Here is an 18747-nt window from a genome sequence, read left to right as displayed (position 1 = left end):
CAAAGCCAAACCACAGAAGTATGCGACGAGAAAACCTAGTAAAAACAATGCCAGTCAGGCTTAACTGACTGGCATTACTCCCGAGGGAGCCCTTTTCATTGCCGGTCAGGGACGGGCTCAGGCGTCGCCGCAGGCCTTCTTGGCGGCGGTGATCATGGGGGTAATGGTCATGCCCTGTACCACGATGGAGAACATCACCACCGAGTAGGTCATCACCAGGATCACCTGGCGCAGATCGACGTTGTGCTCCGGGATCATCATGACACCGGATGGCAGTGCCAGGGCCATGGCCATGGCCAGACCGCCACGCAGGCCGCCCCAGGTGAGGATGCGCACCGAGAAGGTGTTGTAGCTGCGGAACTTGCGGAACGTCACATAGGGCAGGGAGACGCTGATGAAGCGGGCAGCCAGGCAGAGCGGCACCGCGATGACCAGCAGGATCCAGTCGCGCCAGTCGAGGTCCAGCAGCACCAGTGCCAGACCGATCAGCAGGAACAGCAGGGCGTTGAGGAACTGATCCATCAACTCCCAGAAGTGATCCAGGTGGTGCTGGCTCTGCTCGGAGAAGCCGGAATGACGGGTCCAGTTGCCGATCATGATGCCGGTCACCACCATGGCCAGGGCGCCGGAGACGCCGATCATGTTGGCGAAGGCGAAGCCCGCGGTCGGGATGCAGAGGGTCAGCAGCAGCTCCAGGGAGCCGTCGTCGGTGGCGCTGATCATCACGTGGGCGATGAGACCCAGCACGGCACCGAACAGGATGCCGCCGAGAGCCTCATGCAGGAACAGACCGGCCACGCTGCCGAAGGTGGGCTCCACGCCGCCAAAGGCCACGGCAAACACGGTGGCGAAGATGACCAGACCGACACCGTCGTTGAACAGGGATTCCCCCTCGATCTGGATGGCGATCTGGGGTGGCGCCTTCATCTTTTTGACGATGGCCAGTACGGCGATGGGGTCGGTGGGGGAGATCAGGGCACCGAACAACATGCAGTAGACCAGCGGCACATCCCAGCCCAGCAGCTTGGCGATGAACCAGAAGCCGTAGCCGATGAGGAAGGTGGAGAGCAGGGTGGCGGCTATGGCCAGAATGGTGATTTCCCACTTCTGGCTACGCAACGCCTTGAGGTTGATGCCAAGCCCGCCGGCGAACAGCAGGAAGCCCAGGATCCCCTTCAACAGGAAGTTCTGGAAGTCGATGCTCTCCATGGTCTTGATGGCGAGAGGCTCCAGATTGAACCAACCCAGTTTGCCAAACAGCACCAGCAGCGCGGAGATCAGCATGGAGCCCGCAGTGATGGCGATGGTGGTCTGGATCTTCACAACATACTGGTTGGCAAAGGCGATGAAGATCGCCAACGCTGCCAGGAAGCAGAGTGTGTAGTAGACGCTCATAGTTATTTTTCTCTTTGGTAAACAGCAAGCACGTATCCCTCTTGAGGACGGGCATAGGGTACTCCCGGGTTAGATCATGCTCATTACCTATTTATGGTTATATTTAATCGTCACCACGGACAGATAGACGGCTAGATTTCCATTTGATTTGATTGCTGCTAGGATGGGCATCACGCAGTTGCATGGATGTAAGGGGTACGAGCGGTGTCGAGCAGAGAGTCGAACAAGAAAGCAGATGTCACAACCAGGCTGGAAGCCTGTCTCAAGGAGCGGATCCTGATCATCGACGGGGCCATGGGCACCATGATCCAGGGTTACAAACTCGGTGAGGCGGACTATCGGGGGGAGCGGTTTGCCGACTGGCATACCGACATCAAGGGCAACAACGACCTGCTGGTGTTGAGCCGTCCCGCCGTCATTCGCGAGATCCACGACCAGTATTGTGCCGCCGGGGCCGACATCCTCGAGACCAACACCTTCAACGCCACCCGCATCGCCATGGCGGACTACGAGATGGAAGCGCTCTCGGCCGAGATAAACCGGGAGGCGGCCCGCCTGGCCCGCGCCGTGGCGGACGAGTGGACCGCCAAGGACCCGGCGAAACCGCGCTTTGTGGCAGGGGTTCTGGGCCCCACCAACCGTACCGCCTCCATCTCGCCGGACGTGAACGATCCGGGCAAGCGCAACGTCACCTATGACGAGCTGGTGGCCGCCTACACCGAATCGACCCACGCCCTCATCGAGGGCGGTGCCGACATCATCCTGATCGAGACCATCTTCGACACCCTCAACGCCAAGGCGGCCGCCTTCGCGGTGGACCTGGTGTTCGAGGAGCTGGGTTACAGCCTGCCGGTGATGATCTCCGGCACCATCACGGACGCCTCCGGTCGTACTCTCTCGGGCCAGACCACCGAGGCCTTCTACCACTCCCTTCGCCACGTCAAACCGGTCTCCTTCGGCCTCAACTGTGCGCTGGGGCCGGACGAGCTGCGCCAATACGTGGAGGAGCTGTCCCGCATCAGCGAGACCCATGTCAGCGCCCACCCCAACGCCGGTCTGCCCAATGCGTTTGGCGAGTACGATCTGGACGCGGTCGAGATGGCGGAGCATATCCGCGAGTGGGCTTCGAGCGGCTTTCTCAACCTGGTGGGCGGCTGCTGCGGCACCACCCCGACCCACATCCGTGCCATGGCGGACGCCGTGGCGGGCATCACACCCCGCGCCCTGCCGGATCTGCCGGTGGCCTGTCGGTTGTCGGGCCTGGAGCCTCTCATCATCACGGCGGACTCCATGTTCGTGAACGTGGGTGAGCGGACCAACGTCACCGGCTCGGCCAAGTTCAAGCGCTTGATAAAAGAAGGGCTCTACGACGAGGCCCTGGATGTGGCCAAGCAGCAGGTGGAAAACGGCGCCCAGATCATCGACATCAACATGGATGAGGGGATGCTGGACGCCGAGGCGGCCATGGTGCGCTTCCTGAACCTCATCGCCGGGGAACCGGACATCGCCCGGGTGCCGGTGATGATCGACTCCTCCAAGTGGGAGGTGCTGGAGGCGGGCCTCAAGTGCGTGCAGGGCAAGCCGGTGGTCAACTCCATCTCCATGAAGGAGGGGGAGGACAAATTCATCGAGCAGGCGAAACTGCTGCGCCGCTACGGCGCCGCCGTCATCGTCATGGCGTTCGACGAGGTGGGCCAGGCCGATACCCGGGCCCGCAAGTTCGAGATCTGCCAGCGCGCCTACCGCATTCTGGTGGACCGCGTCGGCTTCCCGCCGGAAGACATCATCTTCGACCCCAACATCTTCGCGGTGGCGACCGGCATCGACGAGCACAACAACTACGCGGTGGACTTCATCGAGGCGGTGAAGGACATCAAAACGCACCTGCCCCACGCCATGATCTCCGGCGGCGTCTCCAACGTCTCCTTCTCCTTCCGTGGCAACGAGCCGGTGCGCGAAGCCATCCACGCTGTCTTCCTCTACCACGCCATCAGGAACGGCATGGACATGGGGATCGTCAACGCGGGCCAGCTTGCCATCTACGAAGACATCCCGGCCGAGCTCAAAGAGAAGGTCGAGGCGGTGGTGCTGAACCTCAACGACAACGCCACCGAGGCGCTGCTGGCCATCGCAGAGAAGTATCGCGGCGCGGGTGCCCAGGCGGAGGATCCGCGGGATCAGGAGTGGCGCAGCTGGCCGGTGGGCAAGCGGCTCGAACACGCCCTGGTCAAGGGGATCACTGATTTCATCGAGGAGGATACCGAGGAGGCGCGCGCCCAGGCCGAGAAGCCGCTGCACGTCATCGAGGGGCCGCTGATGGACGGCATGAACGTGGTGGGCGATCTGTTCGGCGCCGGCAAGATGTTCCTGCCCCAGGTGGTGAAGTCGGCCCGGGTGATGAAGCGGGCGGTGGCCTACCTGCAGCCTTACATCGAGGCGGAGAAGTCCGGCGGCTCCAGCAACGGCAAAATCGTGCTGGCCACCGTCAAGGGCGACGTGCACGACATCGGCAAGAACATCGTCGGGGTGGTGCTCCAGTGCAACAACTTCGAGATCGTGGATCTCGGGGTCATGGTCTCCTGCGAGACCATCCTCAAGACGGCCCGGGAAGTGAACGCCGACATCATCGGCCTGTCGGGCCTCATCACTCCGTCCCTGGACGAGATGGTGCACGTAGCAAAGGAGATGGAGCGTCAGGGGTTCAAGCTGCCGCTGCTCATCGGCGGTGCCACCACTTCCAAGGCCCACACCGCGGTGAAGATAGAGCAGAACTACTCCGAGCCCGTGGTCTATGTTTCCAACGCCTCCCGCGCCGTGGGGGTGGCCCAGAGCCTGCTGAGCCCGGAGCTCAAGCCCGCCTTCGTGGCCCGCATCGACAAGGAGTACGAGATTGCCCGCGAGCAGCATGCCCGCAAGCAGCCGCGCTCCAAGCCGGTTTCCCTGGCCCATGCCCGGGCCAACCGCCATCAGCTGGACTGGGTCGGTTATGAGCCCCCCGCGCCCCGGGAGCCCGGCGTGCAGACCTTCGAAAACGTGCCCATCTCTGTGCTGCGCCCCTACATCGACTGGACGCCGTTTTTCCTGAGCTGGGAGCTGGCGGGCAAGTTCCCCCGCATTCTGGAGGATGACGTCGTGGGGGAGGAAGCGACGCGCCTCTACGCCGACGCCAACGCCATGCTGGACCAGCTGGAGAAGGATCAGAGCGTGCGCTGCGCCGGCATCGTCGGCCTGTTCCCCGCCAACGCCGTGGGGGACAGCATCGAGGTTTACACCGACGAGTCCCGCACTGAAGTGAAAAAAGTGCTGCACCACCTGCGCCAGCAGAGCGAGAAGCAGGGCTTCCCCAACTACTGTCTGGCGGACTATGTGGCGCCAAAAGAGAGCGGCAAGCCCGACTGGATCGGCGCCTTCGCGGTGACCGGCGGCATCGGCGAGGAGGCCATCGCCAAGGCCTACAAGGCGGACCACGACGACTACAACGCCATTCTCATCCAGGCGGTGTGCGATCGCCTCGCCGAGGCCTTTGCCGAATACCTCCACGAGCAGGTGCGCAAAGTGCACTGGGGCTATGCCCCGGACGAGGCGCTCAGCAACGAAGAGCTTATCCGCGAAAATTATCAGGGGATACGTCCGGCGCCGGGCTACCCGGCCTGCCCGGAGCACACCGAGAAGGGGAGCATCTGGGAGCTGCTGGACGTGGAGCAGGCCATCGGTATGCAGCTCACCGAGTCCTACGCCATGTGGCCGGGGGCGGCGGTATCCGGCTGGTACTTCTCCCACCCCGAGAGCAAATACTTCGCCGTGGCCCAGATCCAGCAGGATCAGGTGGAAGACTACGCCATGCGCAAGGGGATGACCCTGGCAGAGGCCGAACGCTGGCTGGGGCCCAACCTGCATTGATCCCCGTCTGCCCCGCCTCACGAAGTGCGGGGCAGACGCCGGGTACGCACGCCATATCGAGGTTGCCATGAAGATTGGATTTGTCGGTCTGGGGGCCGTGGTGCAGACAGCCTATCTGCCTACACTCGCCGCACTGGCGGAAAATCCCAAGATATGGGGTTTTGATCCCGCCATCACCCTGCCCGGCGTCATGTCTGCGCCGACCCTGGAAGCCCTGCTGGCCGAACCCCTGGATCGGCTGGTGATCGCCACCCCTTCCCTGCTGCATCTGCCTGTGCTGGAGCAGGCACTGGCCAGCGCCATTCCCCTCATCCTGGTGGAGAAACCCGTGGTGGCCACCCTGGCCCAGCACGATCGTCTGCGCGCCCTGCTGGCGGACCCCGAGGTCGCGGCCAGGGTGCTGGCGCTGGATCACTGGATGGCCCGCAATGCCGTCCAGCAGTTGCTGCTGAGCGGTAAACTGGATGAAGGCTGGCAGCCTCGGGAACCAGGCTGCGCCGGTGTCGGGCTGGCCACCCTCGCCGATATCAGCGCGGTGGAGGGCTTTTTGCTGGAACCCTGCGGCCTGGACGAGGCAGGGCATCCCTATGCCCTCAACTTCGCCACCGGGGAGTCGGATCGGCGGGTCCTGCGCCATCCAGACGGAGTGATCCTCGACATCGGCACCCATCTGCTGGCGATGGTCCGGGAACTGCTGGTGGCCCTGGGTGGGGACGACCGCCTGCACCTGATCGCGGAGGGCGTCTGCGACCGGCTGGGGCAGCCCATCCGGCGCGGGGATCTGGAGACCGCCGAGGGGCGGGCCTGCCTGCGCGGCGAGGCGGCAGGGGTGCCCCTGACCCTCTGGCTCGACAAGTATGCCGGTCCCGGGGTGGAGAAGAAGGGGCTTTGCCTGCACCTCAAGGATGGGCGGCGCATCGAGCTGCTTCGCTGCGGCAACCTGGAGTGGTTGCACCATCACGATGTCGACGGGATGCGGGGCTGGCAACATGAGGGGCCCCTCTATCGCCACTGTATCGCCCAGACCCTGCTGGCCCCCGTGCCTTTGGGAGGCTGGACCGGCACCACGGCGCGCCGTTTGCAGGAGGTCGCCCTGCTGCTTGAGTTGCAGCAAGGGCTGCGCGGCCCCCATTGACGTCGCTGGCGCCATCCGGCATGAGGGCTGGTGGCTGGCGCCGTCTTGCAGAACGGTCCGTTCTTGAGTGCAGCACTCTCGGTTTTTGCCTGTTCTTGCAGAGCCGCGCATGGTGAGGGGAAAGGATTGGCGTTGCCAGTCGTTCATGGCACCTTATACTCTCCAGTCCGATTATCAGGTCTGCCATTTCCATGAATATTGCCATTTTATCCCGTGAGCCCAACAACTACTCCACCCGCCGTCTGGTCGAGGTGGCCCGGGCCCGTGGGCACCAGGTCGAGGTGCTCGACACCCTGCGCTGCTACATGAACATCGCCTCCCACAGCCCCTCCATCCATTACGAAGGACGGGAGCTGGAGAGCTATGACGCAGTGATCCCGCGCATCGGTGCCAGCATCACCTTCTATGGCACCGCCGTGCTGCGCCAGTTCGAGATGATGAGCACCATGGCCCTCAACAGCTCGGTGGCCATCTCCCGCTCCCGGGACAAGCTGCGCGCCATGCAGTTGCTCTCCCGCCACGGCATCGGCCTGCCGGTGACCGGCTATGCCCACAGCACCCACGACGTACCGGATCTCATCACCATGGTGGGGGGCGCCCCCCTGGTGGTGAAGCTGCTGGAGGGCACACAGGGGATTGGCGTGGTGCTGTGTGAGACCCAGAAGGCCGCGGAGAGCGTCATCGAGGCCTTTATCCAGACCAACAACAATATCCTGGTGCAGGAGTACATCCGCGAGGCCAACGGCGCCGATATCCGCTGCCTGGTGGTCAACGGCAAGGTGGTGGCCGCCATGCGCCGCCAGGCCCAGCCGGGGGAGTTTCGCTCCAACCTGCACCGGGGCGGCACCGCCGAAGCCATCAAGATCACGCCGGAAGAGCGTGCCACCGCCGTGCAGGCCGCCAAGATCATGGGGCTGGACGTGGCCGGGGTGGATATTCTGCGTAGCGCCCGCGGCCCGCTGGTGCTGGAGGTGAACTCCTCCCCCGGTCTGCAGGGGGTGGAAGCCGCCTCCGGCAAGGACGTGGCGGGCAAGATCATCGAGTTCCTCGAGCTCAAGGCGAGCCGCAAGCACAAGCCGGCGGAATGAGCCCCAAACGAGTGTCAGACAGGTAAGCACAGGGCGCCCTCGGGCGCCTTGTTGCTATCTGGAGGGGGGGCTGGAAGGCTGCGGGCTTGCCGGGAAGTGTCTCCCTTCTCCCACTGTGTTGAACAGCCGGAGAGAAGGGCCGGGGATGAGGGGGTTATACCGCCCCGGGGGCGCCGGGGATCATCACCAGCCGGGCGCTGAAGACCCCATCCACCAGGTGGGTCTCAATCTGCCAGCCCAGCTTCTCGCAGATGCGCTGGATGATGGTGAGACCGCAGCCGTAGCCGAGGATCTGATCCGGCGCGGCGGCGGTGGGGTTGCTGATGGTGAGCACCTGCTCATGCAGGGTGATCTCGATGTGCCCCTCGGCGTAGCTCAGGGCGTTTTTCAAGAGGTTGCCGAGGGCGATGGCGAGCAGGGAGAGGGGGGCCTTCACCTCGCTCTCCTCGTCCAGTTGCAGGCGAATGTTCAGCGTCTCCCGTTGCAGCAGGGGGGCGAGGCGGGTCAGTTCCCGGCGAATGAGCGGCGCCACCTGCTGGGGCGGGCGCTCCACGGCCTCCTTGCGTCCCAGCAGCAGGAAGGTTTCGGTGAGCAGGGCCATCTCGTCGGCGGCGGCGCGGATGCGGCTGACGGCGCGGGCTGCCGGGGCGGGCAGGTCATTCACCTTGCCGAGCAGGGCCGCGGATCCCTGGATCACCATGTTGGGGGTGCGCAGCTCGTGGCTGGCAAAGCGGCTGAACTCCTGTTCACGGGCAAACACGGCGGCTACCTCGTGCTTGCCCGCCAGCAGCGCCTGCTCTATCTCTCGCAGCTCCTGCCAGGGAGCATCGGGCACGAAGTCCCCCTGATCCGGGGTGAGGTGGGCGACCCGCTGGCGCAGCCGCTCCAGCGGCCTGGTGATGTGACGCACCAGCCAGATGCCGAAGGCGAGGCTCCCCAGCAGCAGGGCCAGGCCGATGAGGCGGGTCACCAGATGCAGCTTGGCTTCGTAAGGGTCGAGGTAGTCGTCCGCATCGTCGTTGAACACCAGATAGAGCAGCCCCTGACCCGAGGGGTGGGCGCGTACCAGGAAGTGCTTGTCCTCCCGGCCCAGCTGATGCTCGAAGAAGCCGGGGCTCTGGTAGGCCTTGAGCCAGGCGGGCAGGCGGCCCGCCTCTGTCCAGTAGCTGGAGAACTGGCGCGGGCTGGGGGCGGGGGCCGCCATGCCGAGGCGCAACCAGTCGTCGTCATAGCGGGTTGCCTCCGCCTCCAGCCAGTGGCGCAGGCTCAGCTCCTCCATCTTGTTCTCGGCCACCACCATCAGCAGGCTCAGGATCACCAGCAGCAGCAGACCGGCCCCTCCCAGCGCCAGCACCAGGCGCCGGCGCAGGCTCGGCAGACCGGAGGCAAGGGGCGGCGTCGGGTTCGTCATGGGGTCACCAGCCGGTAGCCCTGGCCGTGCATGGTCTCCAGCATGGGGGTGGGGAAGGGCTTGTCGAGGGCGCTGCGCAGGGCATAGATGTGGCTGCGCAGGGCGTCTGAGTCGGGCTCCTCGTCGCCCCAGACGGTGTCGAGCACCTCCTGGCGCGTCACCAGCTGGGGCGCGCGCTTCACCAGCAGGGTGAGGATCTGGAACGGGATCTTGCCGAGCTTGAGCTCGACCCCGGCGCGGGTGGCGCGGCCGCTGGCGGGATCCACCGTCAGATCGCCAAAGCCGAGGACGCCCATGTCCCCTCTGGGGCCACGCAGGCTGAGGGCCTCCAGGCGCACCTCCAGCTCCTCCATGGCGAACGGCTTGACCAGATAGTCGTCGCCCCCCGCCCGAAAGCCTGCCAGCTTGTCCTCCAGGCTGTCACGGGCGGTGAGAAAGAGCACCGGGGTCGCGATGCCGTCCGCACGCAGCCGCTCCACGGTACGCAGGCCGTCGAGGCGCGGCATCATGACGTCCATGATGATGACGTCGAAGCGCTCCTGGGCCAGCAGTTGCAGGGCGGCCTGGCCATGATAGGCGCAATCCACCCTGTGCCCGGCCAGCGCCAGATAGTCCATGATGGTCTCCGCCACCTGGGGACTATCTTCCACCACCAGTATTTTCATGCTCTGATCTCCTGGTCTGTGCCGCTATTTCACGGCCATTTCACACCGGATGGGTCATCCTGTGTGCCAGTGTAACCCCGAGGATCCACGATGAAGAAGTCTCTCTGCGCCTTCTGGTTATTGATTCTATTGCCTTTTGGTCTGGTGCAGGCGGCCGAGTTCAAGCTCACGGGCCGCACCACCTGGCAGCTTGGCCAGTTGATGGTCAACGGCATTCCCTTCGTGATCGATGAGCGCACCCGCTTCAAGGATGGCCTGGATGAGGACGATCTCGGCGGGACCTGGGTCGATCTGGAAGGGGTCGTGCAGGAGACGGCGGCAGGGGCGCGGCGGCTCGTTCGCGAGGTGGAGGCGCTGGAAGAGGAGGACGAGATGGAACTGGAAGGGCCGGTGGAAGGGGGACGGATCTGGGGTTATGTCACCTCGGATGGGAGCCTCTCCCCGTTCGAGGGACGCTGGCTGGAGCTGGAGTGCAAGTTTGACGGCATGCGCCTGAGCCAGTGCCGGGAGGATGACTGACCGGTCAGGGCGGACCGGGAAAAATTGCCCGTCCGGGGCCATAGTTAAACCTCACCCCGTGACCCCGGACCGCCTGCCATGACCCGAACCGCACTCTGCCTGCTGCTGTTGCCCTTCTGCACCTTTGCCGACGACGCCGAGCTCTGGCTGGTGGAGCTGGAGCACAACGACGGGGTGCGCCTGCAATTCCAGGGGGCTGAGCTGGAACTCGGCAGTGCCGAACTGCACGGCGTGGCGCAGCCGGACGGACTCGTGCCCGGCATGCACCTCGCGATCCAGAGCCGCTACGGCGTCGCCGAGACGATCCGGGTGCTCGACGGGGCGCCGGATCCGGCGCTCGGGGCCAGCTGGCGGCGGGCGGAGGATCGACTGCTCACCCACAATCAGCAGGCATTGCTGCTACAGGAACTCGGCGTGCTGGTGTTTGATGCTGACACTCGCTGGATCAACGGCAGCGCCGCCGATCTGCAACCGGGTCGCCGCCTGGTGCTGAGCCGGGATGAAGAGGGCCGCCTCACCGATATCCTCATTCCCGACCCCGAGGATCCCCTCGACGCCGAAGAGTGAGACCTCTCTCCCTTTCCCCTTGTTAATGGCTTGTACTTTAAATTTCCCCACTTATACTGGCGCACATCTTGTCGGAGTGCTGACCGTCGAACGACGCTAAGCTGAGACCGTTAATTCGGGATCCGTGGAACCTGATCAGGTTAAGACCTGCGAAGGGAAACAAGGGTAACTTGCGGGTTACCGCGCCGGGGAAGGCACACCTTCCCGCCAGCTGGAGGCAGACCGCCTCTGGCTGGCACAGGCGCACAGGGGGAGGTTGTCCCGTCCGGTTGTCCTTAGGGCGCCGGGTTTCCAGACTAGGGAAACACCGGGACGGCAGAGCAGGGAAGATCCATGCCCGGCTCACTCCCCCGAGCACACCCCGCCGCAAGTTCATCTTCTCCTCGAACTCCAGACAAGCAAACACCCATAACTTCAACCAGTTAATGTGAGTTTTGCTATGTCTACCAATGTTTCTGATACCACCAAATCCAGCCGCCGCGAGCAGCGCTCCAGCGCCCAGACCTTTATCGACAACCTCAAGGGGATGGCTCACCCCAACTCCCGCCGCATCTTTATCCAGGGTTCTCGCCCTGACATCCGGGTGCCTTTGCGGGAAATCCAGCTGGCCGACACCTTCGTCGGCGGCACCAAGGAGGCTCCCCAGTTCGAGCCCAACGAGCCGGTGCCGGTTTACGATACCTCGGGCCCCTATGGGGAAGAGGCCGCCCCCATCGACGTGCGCCGCGGTCTGCCGCGCCTGCGGGAGAATTGGGTGCTGGAGCGTGCTGACACCGACGCGCTGGACGGGCTGAGCTCCACCTTCACTCAGGAGCGGCTGGCGGACGAGGGGCTGGATCACCTGCGTTTCGAACATTTGCCGAGCGCCCGCCGTGCCAAGCCGGGCCGCCGGGTCACCCAGCTGCACTATGCCCGCCAAGGCATCGTCACCCCCGAGATGGAATTTATCGCCCTGCGCGAGAACATGGGCCGCGAGCGGGTGCGCTCAGAACTCTTGCGCACCCAGCACCCGGGTCAGGGCTTTGGCGCCAGACTGCCCCAGAACATCACCCCCGAGTTCGTGCGCGATGAGGTGGCCGCCGGTCGCGCCATCATCCCCAGCAACATCAACCACCCGGAAGCGGAGCCCATGATCATCGGCCGCAACTTCCTGGTGAAGATCAACGCCAACATCGGCAACTCGGCGGTCACTTCCAGCATCGAAGAGGAAGTGGAGAAGCTGGTCTGGTCCACCCGCTGGGGCGCCGACACCGTGATGGATCTCTCCACCGGCCGCTACATCCACGAGACCCGCGAGTGGATCCTGCGCAACAGCCCGGTGCCCATCGGTACCGTGCCCATCTATCAGGCGCTGGAGAAGACCAACGGCATCGCCGAGGATCTCACCTGGGAGCTGTTCCGCGACACCCTGCTGGAGCAGGCCGAGCAGGGGGTGGACTACTTCACCATCCACGCAGGCGTCTTGCTGCGCTTCGTGCCGATGACCGCCAAGCGCCTCACCGGCATCGTTTCGCGCGGTGGCAGCATCATGGCCAAGTGGTGCCTGTCGCACCACAAGGAGAACTTCCTCTACGAGCACTTCCGCGAAATCTGCGAGATCTGCGCCGCCTACGACGTGAGCTTGTCGCTGGGTGACGGTCTGCGTCCGGGCTCCGTCTACGACGCCAACGACGAGGCCCAGTTCGCCGAGCTGCGCACCCTGGGCGAGCTCACCAAGATTGCCTGGGAGTACGACGTGCAGGTGATGATCGAGGGCCCCGGCCACGTACCCATGCACATGATCGAGCGCAATATGACCGAGCAGCTCGAGCACTGCCACGAGGCGCCGTTCTATACCCTAGGCCCGCTCACCACCGACATTGCCCCGGGGTACGATCACTTCACCTCCGGCATCGGCGCCGCGCTCATCGGCTGGTACGGCTGCGCCATGCTCTGCTACGTGACCCCCAAGGAGCATCTGGGCCTGCCCAACAAGGAGGATGTGAAGCAGGGGCTGATTACCTACAAGATCGCCGCCCACGCCGCTGACCTTGCCAAAGGCCACCCGGGCGCCCAGATCCGCGACAACGCCATGTCCAAGGCGCGCTTCGAGTTCCGCTGGGAGGATCAATTCAACCTGGCCCTGGATCCCGACACCGCCCGCGCCTACCACGACGAGACCCTGCCTCAGGAGTCCGGCAAAGTGGCCCACTTCTGCTCCATGTGCGGGCCCAAGTTCTGCTCCATGAAGATCACCCAGGACGTGCGTGACTACGCAGCAAAGCTGGAGGCCGTTGAGATCAAGCTGGTCGGCATGGATGGCCAGCAGGAGCAGGTAGTGGCTCAGGTGGAGAGCGGCATGGCCCGCATGGCTGAAACCTTCAAGGAGACCGGCGGCGAGATCTACCATCAGGCGGCGACCCTGAAGCAGGCCGCAGGGGAGGAGGCGTGAGCAGCGAGCGCGGGGCTGTCAGCCCCGCCGACCTGTCGCCTGTGACGCAGGCCCGCCCCGTGGTCTGGACCATCGCCGGGTCCGACTCCGGCGGCGGGGCCGGCATTCAGGCCGACTTGCACACGATGCATGACCTCGGCGTGCACGGCTGCTCCGTCATCTCCGCCATCACGGCCCAGAACTCGGTGGCGGTGAAGATGGTCGACCCCGTGCTGATGCAGACCTTCGCCGCCCAGATCGATGCCCTGGGGCTGGATCTGCCACCCGCCGCCATCAAGATAGGCCTGCTGCCGACCCGGCTGCATGTGGAGGTGCTGGCACGCAGGTTGTCGACCGTTGAGGCTCCCTTCGTGGTCTACGACCCGGTGGCCATCGCCAGCACCGGCACCCCCATGGCGGAGCCCGGCATGCTGGTGGCGGTGCGCGAGCACCTGCTGCCGCGCCTCTCCTTGATCACCCCCAATGGTCCCGAGCTGGAAGCCCTGACCGGCCTGCCTGCCACCAGTCCCGAGCTGGTGCGCCTCGCCGCCCGGCGGCTGCGCGAACTCGGCGCTCGCGCCGTGCTGGTCAAGGGGGGCCACCTTGAATGGGGCGGGGATCTCTGCCTCGACTACTACCAGGATGAGACCCGCGAATTCTGGCTCGCCGCGCCGCGCCTCGATACCCGCCACGGTCACGGCACCGGTTGCGCTTACGCCAGCGCCATCGCCGCCGTGGTGGCGCAGGACTATCCGGTGGAGGACGCCATCACCCTGGCGCGGGCCTACCTGCAACAGGGCTTGGCGGCGGCGCAGGGGGTGGGCGCAGGCCCGGGCCCCATCGCCCATCTCGGCTGGCCTGCCGATCTTGCCCACTTCCCCCGTGCCGTGCTGGCGGGATCACCGCTCGATCGCCGCTTCGGATTGTATGAAACAAGCAGCGCCCGTCTGCCGCAGGGCCCCTTTGCGCCGACCGAACACAACCTCGGCCTCTATCCGGTGGTGGACTCGGTCAAGTGGCTCAAACGCCTGCTGGGGGCCGGGGTCAAGACGATCCAGCTGCGGATCAAGAATCTGCCCGCCACAGAGGTGGCGCCGGCCATTCGTGATGCGGTCGCGCTCGGTCGCCGCCATGGAGCGCGGCTCTTTATCAACGACTACTGGCAGCAAGCCATCGAGGCGGGGGCCTGGGGCGTGCATCTGGGGCAGGAGGATATGGAGACCGCCGATCTCGCCGCCATTCAGGCGGCGGGGCTGCGCCTTGGCATCTCCACCCACGGCTACTTCGAGCTGATGCGGGCCCGCGAGCTTGCCCCCTCCTATATCGCACTGGGCCATATCTTCCCGACCAACACCAAGGCGATGCCTTCGCGCCCCCAGGGGCTGGCGCGGCTGCACCACTACCGCGCCCTGATGGCGGAGTGGCCGACGGTGGCCATCGGTGGCATCAGCGAGGAGCGGGTGGCGGCGGTCAAGGTAAGCGGGGTCGGCAGCATTGCGCTGGTCTCGGCCATCACGGCGAGCGATGACTGGCAGGGCGCGACCGAGCGGCTGCTCGCTGCCGTGGGGGCGGGGGATGAACCGCGCTCGGCCTGCGTGATACGGGAGGCAGAACATGCGCTCTGATGCCGCTTCTCTTAGTGACAAAGAGTATCTGAGATACGGCCGCCAGCTGATGCTGGCGGAAATTGGGGAAGCCGGTCAGGCACGGCTCAAGGATAAATCCGTGCTGATCGTGGGCTTGGGCGGGCTTGGCTCGCCGCTCGCCCTCTATCTGGCCGGGGCCGGGGTGGGCACCTTGTGGCTGGCCGATGGCGATACGGTGGACTCCAGCAACCTGCCGCGCCAGATCCTGTTCGATAGCGAGGCGGTCAACCACTCCAAGGCGGAGCTGGCCCGCGAGCGCTTGGCCGCCCACAACCCGCTGGTGGAGCTGATTGCCATCAATCAGCGACTCGATGCCGCCAGCCTGCCGGAGTTTGTGACCGAGGTGGATCTGGTGATCGACTGCTGCGACAACCTCGCCACCCGCCAGGCCATCAACGCCGCCTGCGTGGCCCAGGGCAAGCCCTGGGTCTGTGCCGCCGCAGTGGGCTGGCAGGGGCAGCTGATGGTGCGCACCAGCAGCGATCACGCCTGCTACGCCTGCCTTTATCCGCTGGATACCAAGGTGAGTCAGAGCTGCGAGACCAGCGGTGTCACCGGCCCGCTGGTGGGGGTGATGGGCTCTTTGCAGGCGCTGGAGGCACTGAAACTGCTGCTCGGGATGCCGAGCCCGGTGGCGGGCACATTGCGCCGCTTCGATGCGTTGACCCATCAGTGGCAGACCCTCACGCTGGCTCCCGACCCCGATTGCCCGGTTTGCGGCAGCACCCACCCGGCTCAGGAGAATTAACCATGAAGATCCGATTGAACGATATCGAGCTGACGCTGCCCACCGGCCAGCGCCTGACTGAGCTGCTGGCGGTGCAGGAGATTCCCCCTCAGGGGGTAGCGGTGGCCCTCAACGGCGCCGTGCTGCCCCGTGGCCGCTGGGCCGAGACCCGTCTCAATGACGGGGACGAACTCCACCTCTTCACCGCCATTGCCGGAGGCTGACCCATGATGCTCGCAGTCCCATCTTCGCGTGTTCTGCCTTGCGGCGGCACTTCATCTCTTCTTATCGCAGTGGCCGGAGGCTGACATGCTCAAGATTGCCGATCACACCTTCTCATCGCGCCTCTTTACCGGCACCGGCAAGTTTGCCCGCCCGGAACTGATGGCCGCCGCCATCGAGGCAAGTGGCTCCCAACTGGTCACCATGGCCATCAAGCGGCTCGAACCGGGCAAGGCCCACGACGATATCCTCACGCCCCTTCGGCAACTCGGGGTCAAGTTGTTGCCCAACACCTCGGGGGCCAAGACCGCCGCCGAGGCGGTATTTGCCGCCCACCTGGCCCGCGAGGCGCTGGGGACGAACTGGCTCAAGCTCGAGATCCACCCCGATCCGCGCTACCTCTTGCCCGATCCCATCGAGACGCTGAAAGCCGCCGAACAGCTGGTGAAAGAGGGCTTTGTGGTGCTGCCCTACTGCGGTGCCGACCCCGTGCTGTGCAAACGGCTCGAAGAGGTGGGTTGCGCCGCCGTGATGCCGCTGGGCGCCCCCATCGGCTCCAATCAGGGGCTGGTGACCCGGGAGTTTCTCTCCATCATCGTCGAGCAGGCCAATGTGCCCGTGGTGGTGGATGCGGGGATCGGTGCACCGAGCCATGCGGCGGCCGCCTTTGAGCTGGGCGCCGATGCCGTGCTGGTCAACACCGCCATCGCGGTGAGCGGCGACCCGATCGCCATGGGCCGCGCCTTTGCGCTGGCCTGCACCGCCGGGCGCAGTGCCTATGAAGCCGGTCTCGGCGCCCGCGCCCTGCAGGCGCAAGCCTCCAGCCCGCTTACCGATTTTCTGGGGGCGTTATGAGTCAGCATGCCAATGACCCCACCCCGACCCTCCCCTTGCCAGGGGAGGGAGTGTCGACTTCGCCCTCTTGTGAAGTAGGAGATCGGGGGGGCGGATTAACACCTCCCCCTTGTGAAGGGGGAGGCCGGGAGGGGGTTGAGAGAAAGTCGGAGAGTTTTCTCGATAGATGGCAGGAGCTGGAGTGGGACGATATCGGCATGCAGATCCGCGCCAAGACCGCCGCCGATGTAGAGCGGGCGCTGACTACCTCCCGCCGCACCCTGGCCGACTTTATGGCGCTGATCTCCCCGGCCGCCGAGGCGTATTTGCCGCAGATGGCAGCGGAGGCCGAGCGCCTGACCCGCCAGCGCTTTGGCAACACCATCGGCTTCTATGTGCCCCTCTATCTGTCGAACCTGTGCGCCAACGACTGCACCTACTGCGGCTTCTCCATGAGCAACCGCTTGAAGCGCAAGACCTTGAATAGCGAGGAGATAGAGCGCGAGTGTCTGGCCATCAAGGCGCGCGGTTTTGACAGCGTGCTGCTGGTGACCGGCGAGCACGAGCACAAGGTGGGGCTCGCCTATTTTCGGCAGGTGTTGCCCATCATCCGCCGTCACTTCAGCACGGTGGGGATGGAGGTGCAGCCCCTCTCGCAAGCCGAGTACGCCGAGCTGAAAACCCTCGGCCTCGATTCGGTCATGGTCTATCAGGAGACCTACCACGCCCCCACCTACGCCCGCCATCACCTGCGCGGCAACAAGCGGGACATCGCATGGCGCCTCGCCACGCCGGATCGGCTCGGCCGTGCCGGTATCGACAAGATCGGGCTGGGGGCGCTCATCGGTCTCTCCTCGGACTGGCGCGCTGACAGCTACTTTGTCGCCGAGCACCTCGCCTGGCTTGAGCGCCACCACTGGCAGAGCCGCTACTCGCTCTCCTTCCCGCGCCTGCGCCCCTGCACCGGCGGGCTGGAGCCTGCCGTGGTCATGTCGGATCGCCAACTGGCCCAGCTTATCTGCGCATGGCGTCTCTTCTCGCCCGCGCTGGATTTGTCCCTCTCCACCCGCGAGTCCGCCACCTTTCGCAACGGCGCGGTGCGTCTTGGCATCACCCAGATGTCCGCCGAGTCGCGCACCCAACCGGGGGGCTATGCCGAGGGGGATAAAGAGGAGCTGGAGCAGTTCGCCATCCACGACGATCGCCCGGTGGGGGAAGTGGCCGCCGCCGTGCGGCAGGCGGGGTTGCAGCCGGTGTTCAAGGACTGGGAACCCTTCCTGGGCCGATAGGGGCGGCCACGCCCCCCTTTGCCGGTGGCATCCGGCATGGTTGGGCGGTGTTTGGCCACACACCTTGCTGGTGGGACGCTTTGGCTCCCTCCCCTGCAAAGGGGAGGGCTGGGGAGGGGTCTTGATGCGATATTTCATTGCCATCGTAGGGTCGATGAGCCGTCAGGCGTAATCGTCCGTTCCAAGGCATGGTGTTGGCGGAAGGAGCCGTTGTGTGGTGGCACGGCTTTGCCGTGCAGGACGCGAGGCCGCTGGCCTCGAAGGGTTTTCGCCCGCCCTTCGGGCTTGGGCGAGTAACTTTTCTTTGCGTGGCCAAAGCAAAGTCACCAATCGAGCGGCCACCCCCGCTTATTTGCCCGACTTACGTCGGGTTCCTTCGGCTCACCCGCTTGTCCGACGGCACGCGCCGACGGGCCTTTGGCTTTCACCATCCATGGCTTCGGCCAAAGCCCGCTTCGAACATCCCTGTTCTCGCGCCAAATCGGGTCGAGCGGCGCTCGCCCTTGCCCGATTTGGCCCATGGTCTGGCGCCGCTCGCTCGACATCCTGTCTCGCGGCCTGGACAAGCGGGCTAGCCTCAGCGAATAAAAGGGGGGGGGGGGAAACCAAGGTCGTACCAATGAGACCTTTCCATGTCGAGGGTACACCACGCCTCAGTCATGTGGTGCTCAAAATAGTGGGTGCCCCAATCACGAACGATGCTTCATTTTAATGTATGGAGATGGTATTCACCTGACAGTTGCCCACAAAAGGGAGTGGTCATACGGCTTCAAACCGGATAACAAAACGGTACCCCTACCGTGTTATCCGGAGTCACCGTATGACCACCAACGAGAAAGTAGCACGTCGCAAACTCAGCCTGCTAGGGAAGGTGCGAATAAGTCATATGGCACAAGAGCATTTACTGGTAACCCATTGATATTAAATGACTAAAATTTT

At 64.7% G+C, this 18747-nt stretch carries 14 protein-coding genes and 1 riboswitch; of the genes, 11 read left to right on the top strand and 3 right to left on the bottom strand.

Features of this window, described 5'->3' with window-relative positions:
* Nucleotides 1–117: 117 nt before the first annotated feature.
* Complete coding sequence (locus OKC30_RS13050) at nucleotides 118–1395, bottom strand: cation:proton antiporter (RefSeq protein ID WP_041214319.1); 1278 nt, start codon at nucleotides 1393–1395, stop codon at nucleotides 118–120.
* A 204-nt stretch (nucleotides 1396–1599) separates the two neighbouring features.
* On the opposite strand from OKC30_RS13050, the gene metH reads away from it, so the two are divergent.
* The 3 genes from metH to rimK all read left to right on the top strand — a co-directional run bounded on the left by metH (nucleotide 1600) and on the right by rimK (nucleotide 7518).
* Complete coding sequence (gene metH / locus OKC30_RS13045) at nucleotides 1600–5295, top strand: methionine synthase (RefSeq protein WP_160839222.1); 3696 nt, start codon at nucleotides 1600–1602, stop codon at nucleotides 5293–5295.
* Between the two features lie 67 nt (nucleotides 5296–5362).
* The gene (locus OKC30_RS13040; protein WP_270664273.1) at nucleotides 5363–6430 is read left to right on the top strand and encodes a Gfo/Idh/MocA family oxidoreductase; all 1068 of its coding nucleotides are present in this window, start codon (nucleotides 5363–5365) and stop codon (nucleotides 6428–6430) included.
* Nucleotides 6431–6621: 191 nt separating this feature from the next.
* On the top strand, nucleotides 6622–7518 hold the full coding sequence (gene rimK / locus OKC30_RS13035) for a 30S ribosomal protein S6--L-glutamate ligase (protein ID WP_010672657.1): 897 nt from the start codon (nucleotides 6622–6624) through the stop codon (nucleotides 7516–7518).
* Between the two features lie 154 nt (nucleotides 7519–7672).
* On the opposite strand, the gene OKC30_RS13030 is transcribed toward rimK, so the two are convergent.
* Nucleotides 7673–8929, bottom strand: a complete 1257-nt coding sequence (locus tag OKC30_RS13030; RefSeq protein ID WP_160838134.1) for a sensor histidine kinase — start codon at nucleotides 8927–8929, stop codon at nucleotides 7673–7675.
* Nucleotides 8926–9594, bottom strand: coding sequence for a response regulator transcription factor (locus tag OKC30_RS13025; RefSeq protein ID WP_160838136.1), 669 nt, complete (start codon nucleotides 9592–9594; stop codon nucleotides 8926–8928). Before OKC30_RS13025 ends, OKC30_RS13030 begins: the two co-directional genes overlap by 4 nt.
* 90 nt (nucleotides 9595–9684) lie before the next feature.
* Between OKC30_RS13025 and OKC30_RS13020 the strand changes: the two genes are divergently transcribed.
* The 8 genes from OKC30_RS13020 to thiH all read left to right on the top strand — a co-directional run bounded on the left by OKC30_RS13020 (nucleotide 9685) and on the right by thiH (nucleotide 17808).
* Nucleotides 9685–10113: a hypothetical protein gene (locus tag OKC30_RS13020; RefSeq protein ID WP_029313554.1), complete on the top strand. Its 429-nt coding sequence runs from the start codon at nucleotides 9685–9687 to the stop codon at nucleotides 10111–10113.
* Nucleotides 10114–10191: 78 nt separating this feature from the next.
* Nucleotides 10192–10680, top strand: coding sequence for a hypothetical protein (locus OKC30_RS13015; RefSeq protein WP_103244130.1), 489 nt, complete (start codon nucleotides 10192–10194; stop codon nucleotides 10678–10680).
* A 62-nt stretch (nucleotides 10681–10742) separates the two neighbouring features.
* Nucleotides 10743–10856: riboswitch (TPP riboswitch) on the top strand.
* A 263-nt stretch (nucleotides 10857–11119) separates the two neighbouring features.
* Nucleotides 11120–13111 carry a phosphomethylpyrimidine synthase ThiC gene (thiC, locus tag OKC30_RS13010; RefSeq protein WP_160838138.1) on the top strand — a complete coding sequence of 664 codons (1992 nt, stop codon included), beginning with the start codon at nucleotides 11120–11122 and terminating at the stop codon, nucleotides 13109–13111.
* Nucleotides 13108–14715 (top strand): thiamine phosphate synthase, encoded by a 1608-nt coding sequence (gene thiE, locus OKC30_RS13005; protein ID WP_160838140.1) that lies wholly within the window; start codon nucleotides 13108–13110, stop codon nucleotides 14713–14715. Before thiC ends, thiE begins: the two co-directional genes overlap by 4 nt.
* Nucleotides 14705–15484: a HesA/MoeB/ThiF family protein gene (locus OKC30_RS13000; RefSeq protein WP_160838142.1), complete on the top strand. Its 780-nt coding sequence runs from the start codon at nucleotides 14705–14707 to the stop codon at nucleotides 15482–15484. The genes thiE and OKC30_RS13000 overlap by 11 nt, the downstream gene beginning before the upstream one ends.
* 2 nt (nucleotides 15485–15486) lie before the next feature.
* Nucleotides 15487–15687 (top strand): sulfur carrier protein ThiS, encoded by a 201-nt coding sequence (gene thiS, locus OKC30_RS12995; RefSeq protein ID WP_039040452.1) that lies wholly within the window; start codon nucleotides 15487–15489, stop codon nucleotides 15685–15687.
* An 85-nt stretch (nucleotides 15688–15772) separates the two neighbouring features.
* The gene (locus OKC30_RS12990; RefSeq protein ID WP_052815867.1) at nucleotides 15773–16540 is read left to right on the top strand and encodes a thiazole synthase; all 768 of its coding nucleotides are present in this window, start codon (nucleotides 15773–15775) and stop codon (nucleotides 16538–16540) included.
* Complete coding sequence (gene thiH, locus OKC30_RS12985; RefSeq protein ID WP_201922227.1) at nucleotides 16537–17808, top strand: 2-iminoacetate synthase ThiH; 1272 nt, start codon at nucleotides 16537–16539, stop codon at nucleotides 17806–17808. Before OKC30_RS12990 ends, thiH begins: the two co-directional genes overlap by 4 nt.
* Nucleotides 17809–18747 lie beyond the last annotated feature (939 nt).

The sequence above is a fragment of the Aeromonas sp. QDB18 genome, from assembly GCF_027705325.1.
GTDB classification, from domain to species: domain Bacteria; phylum Pseudomonadota; class Gammaproteobacteria; order Enterobacterales; family Aeromonadaceae; genus Aeromonas; species Aeromonas caviae.
This window is presented reverse-complemented; position numbering and strand designations above follow the sequence as displayed.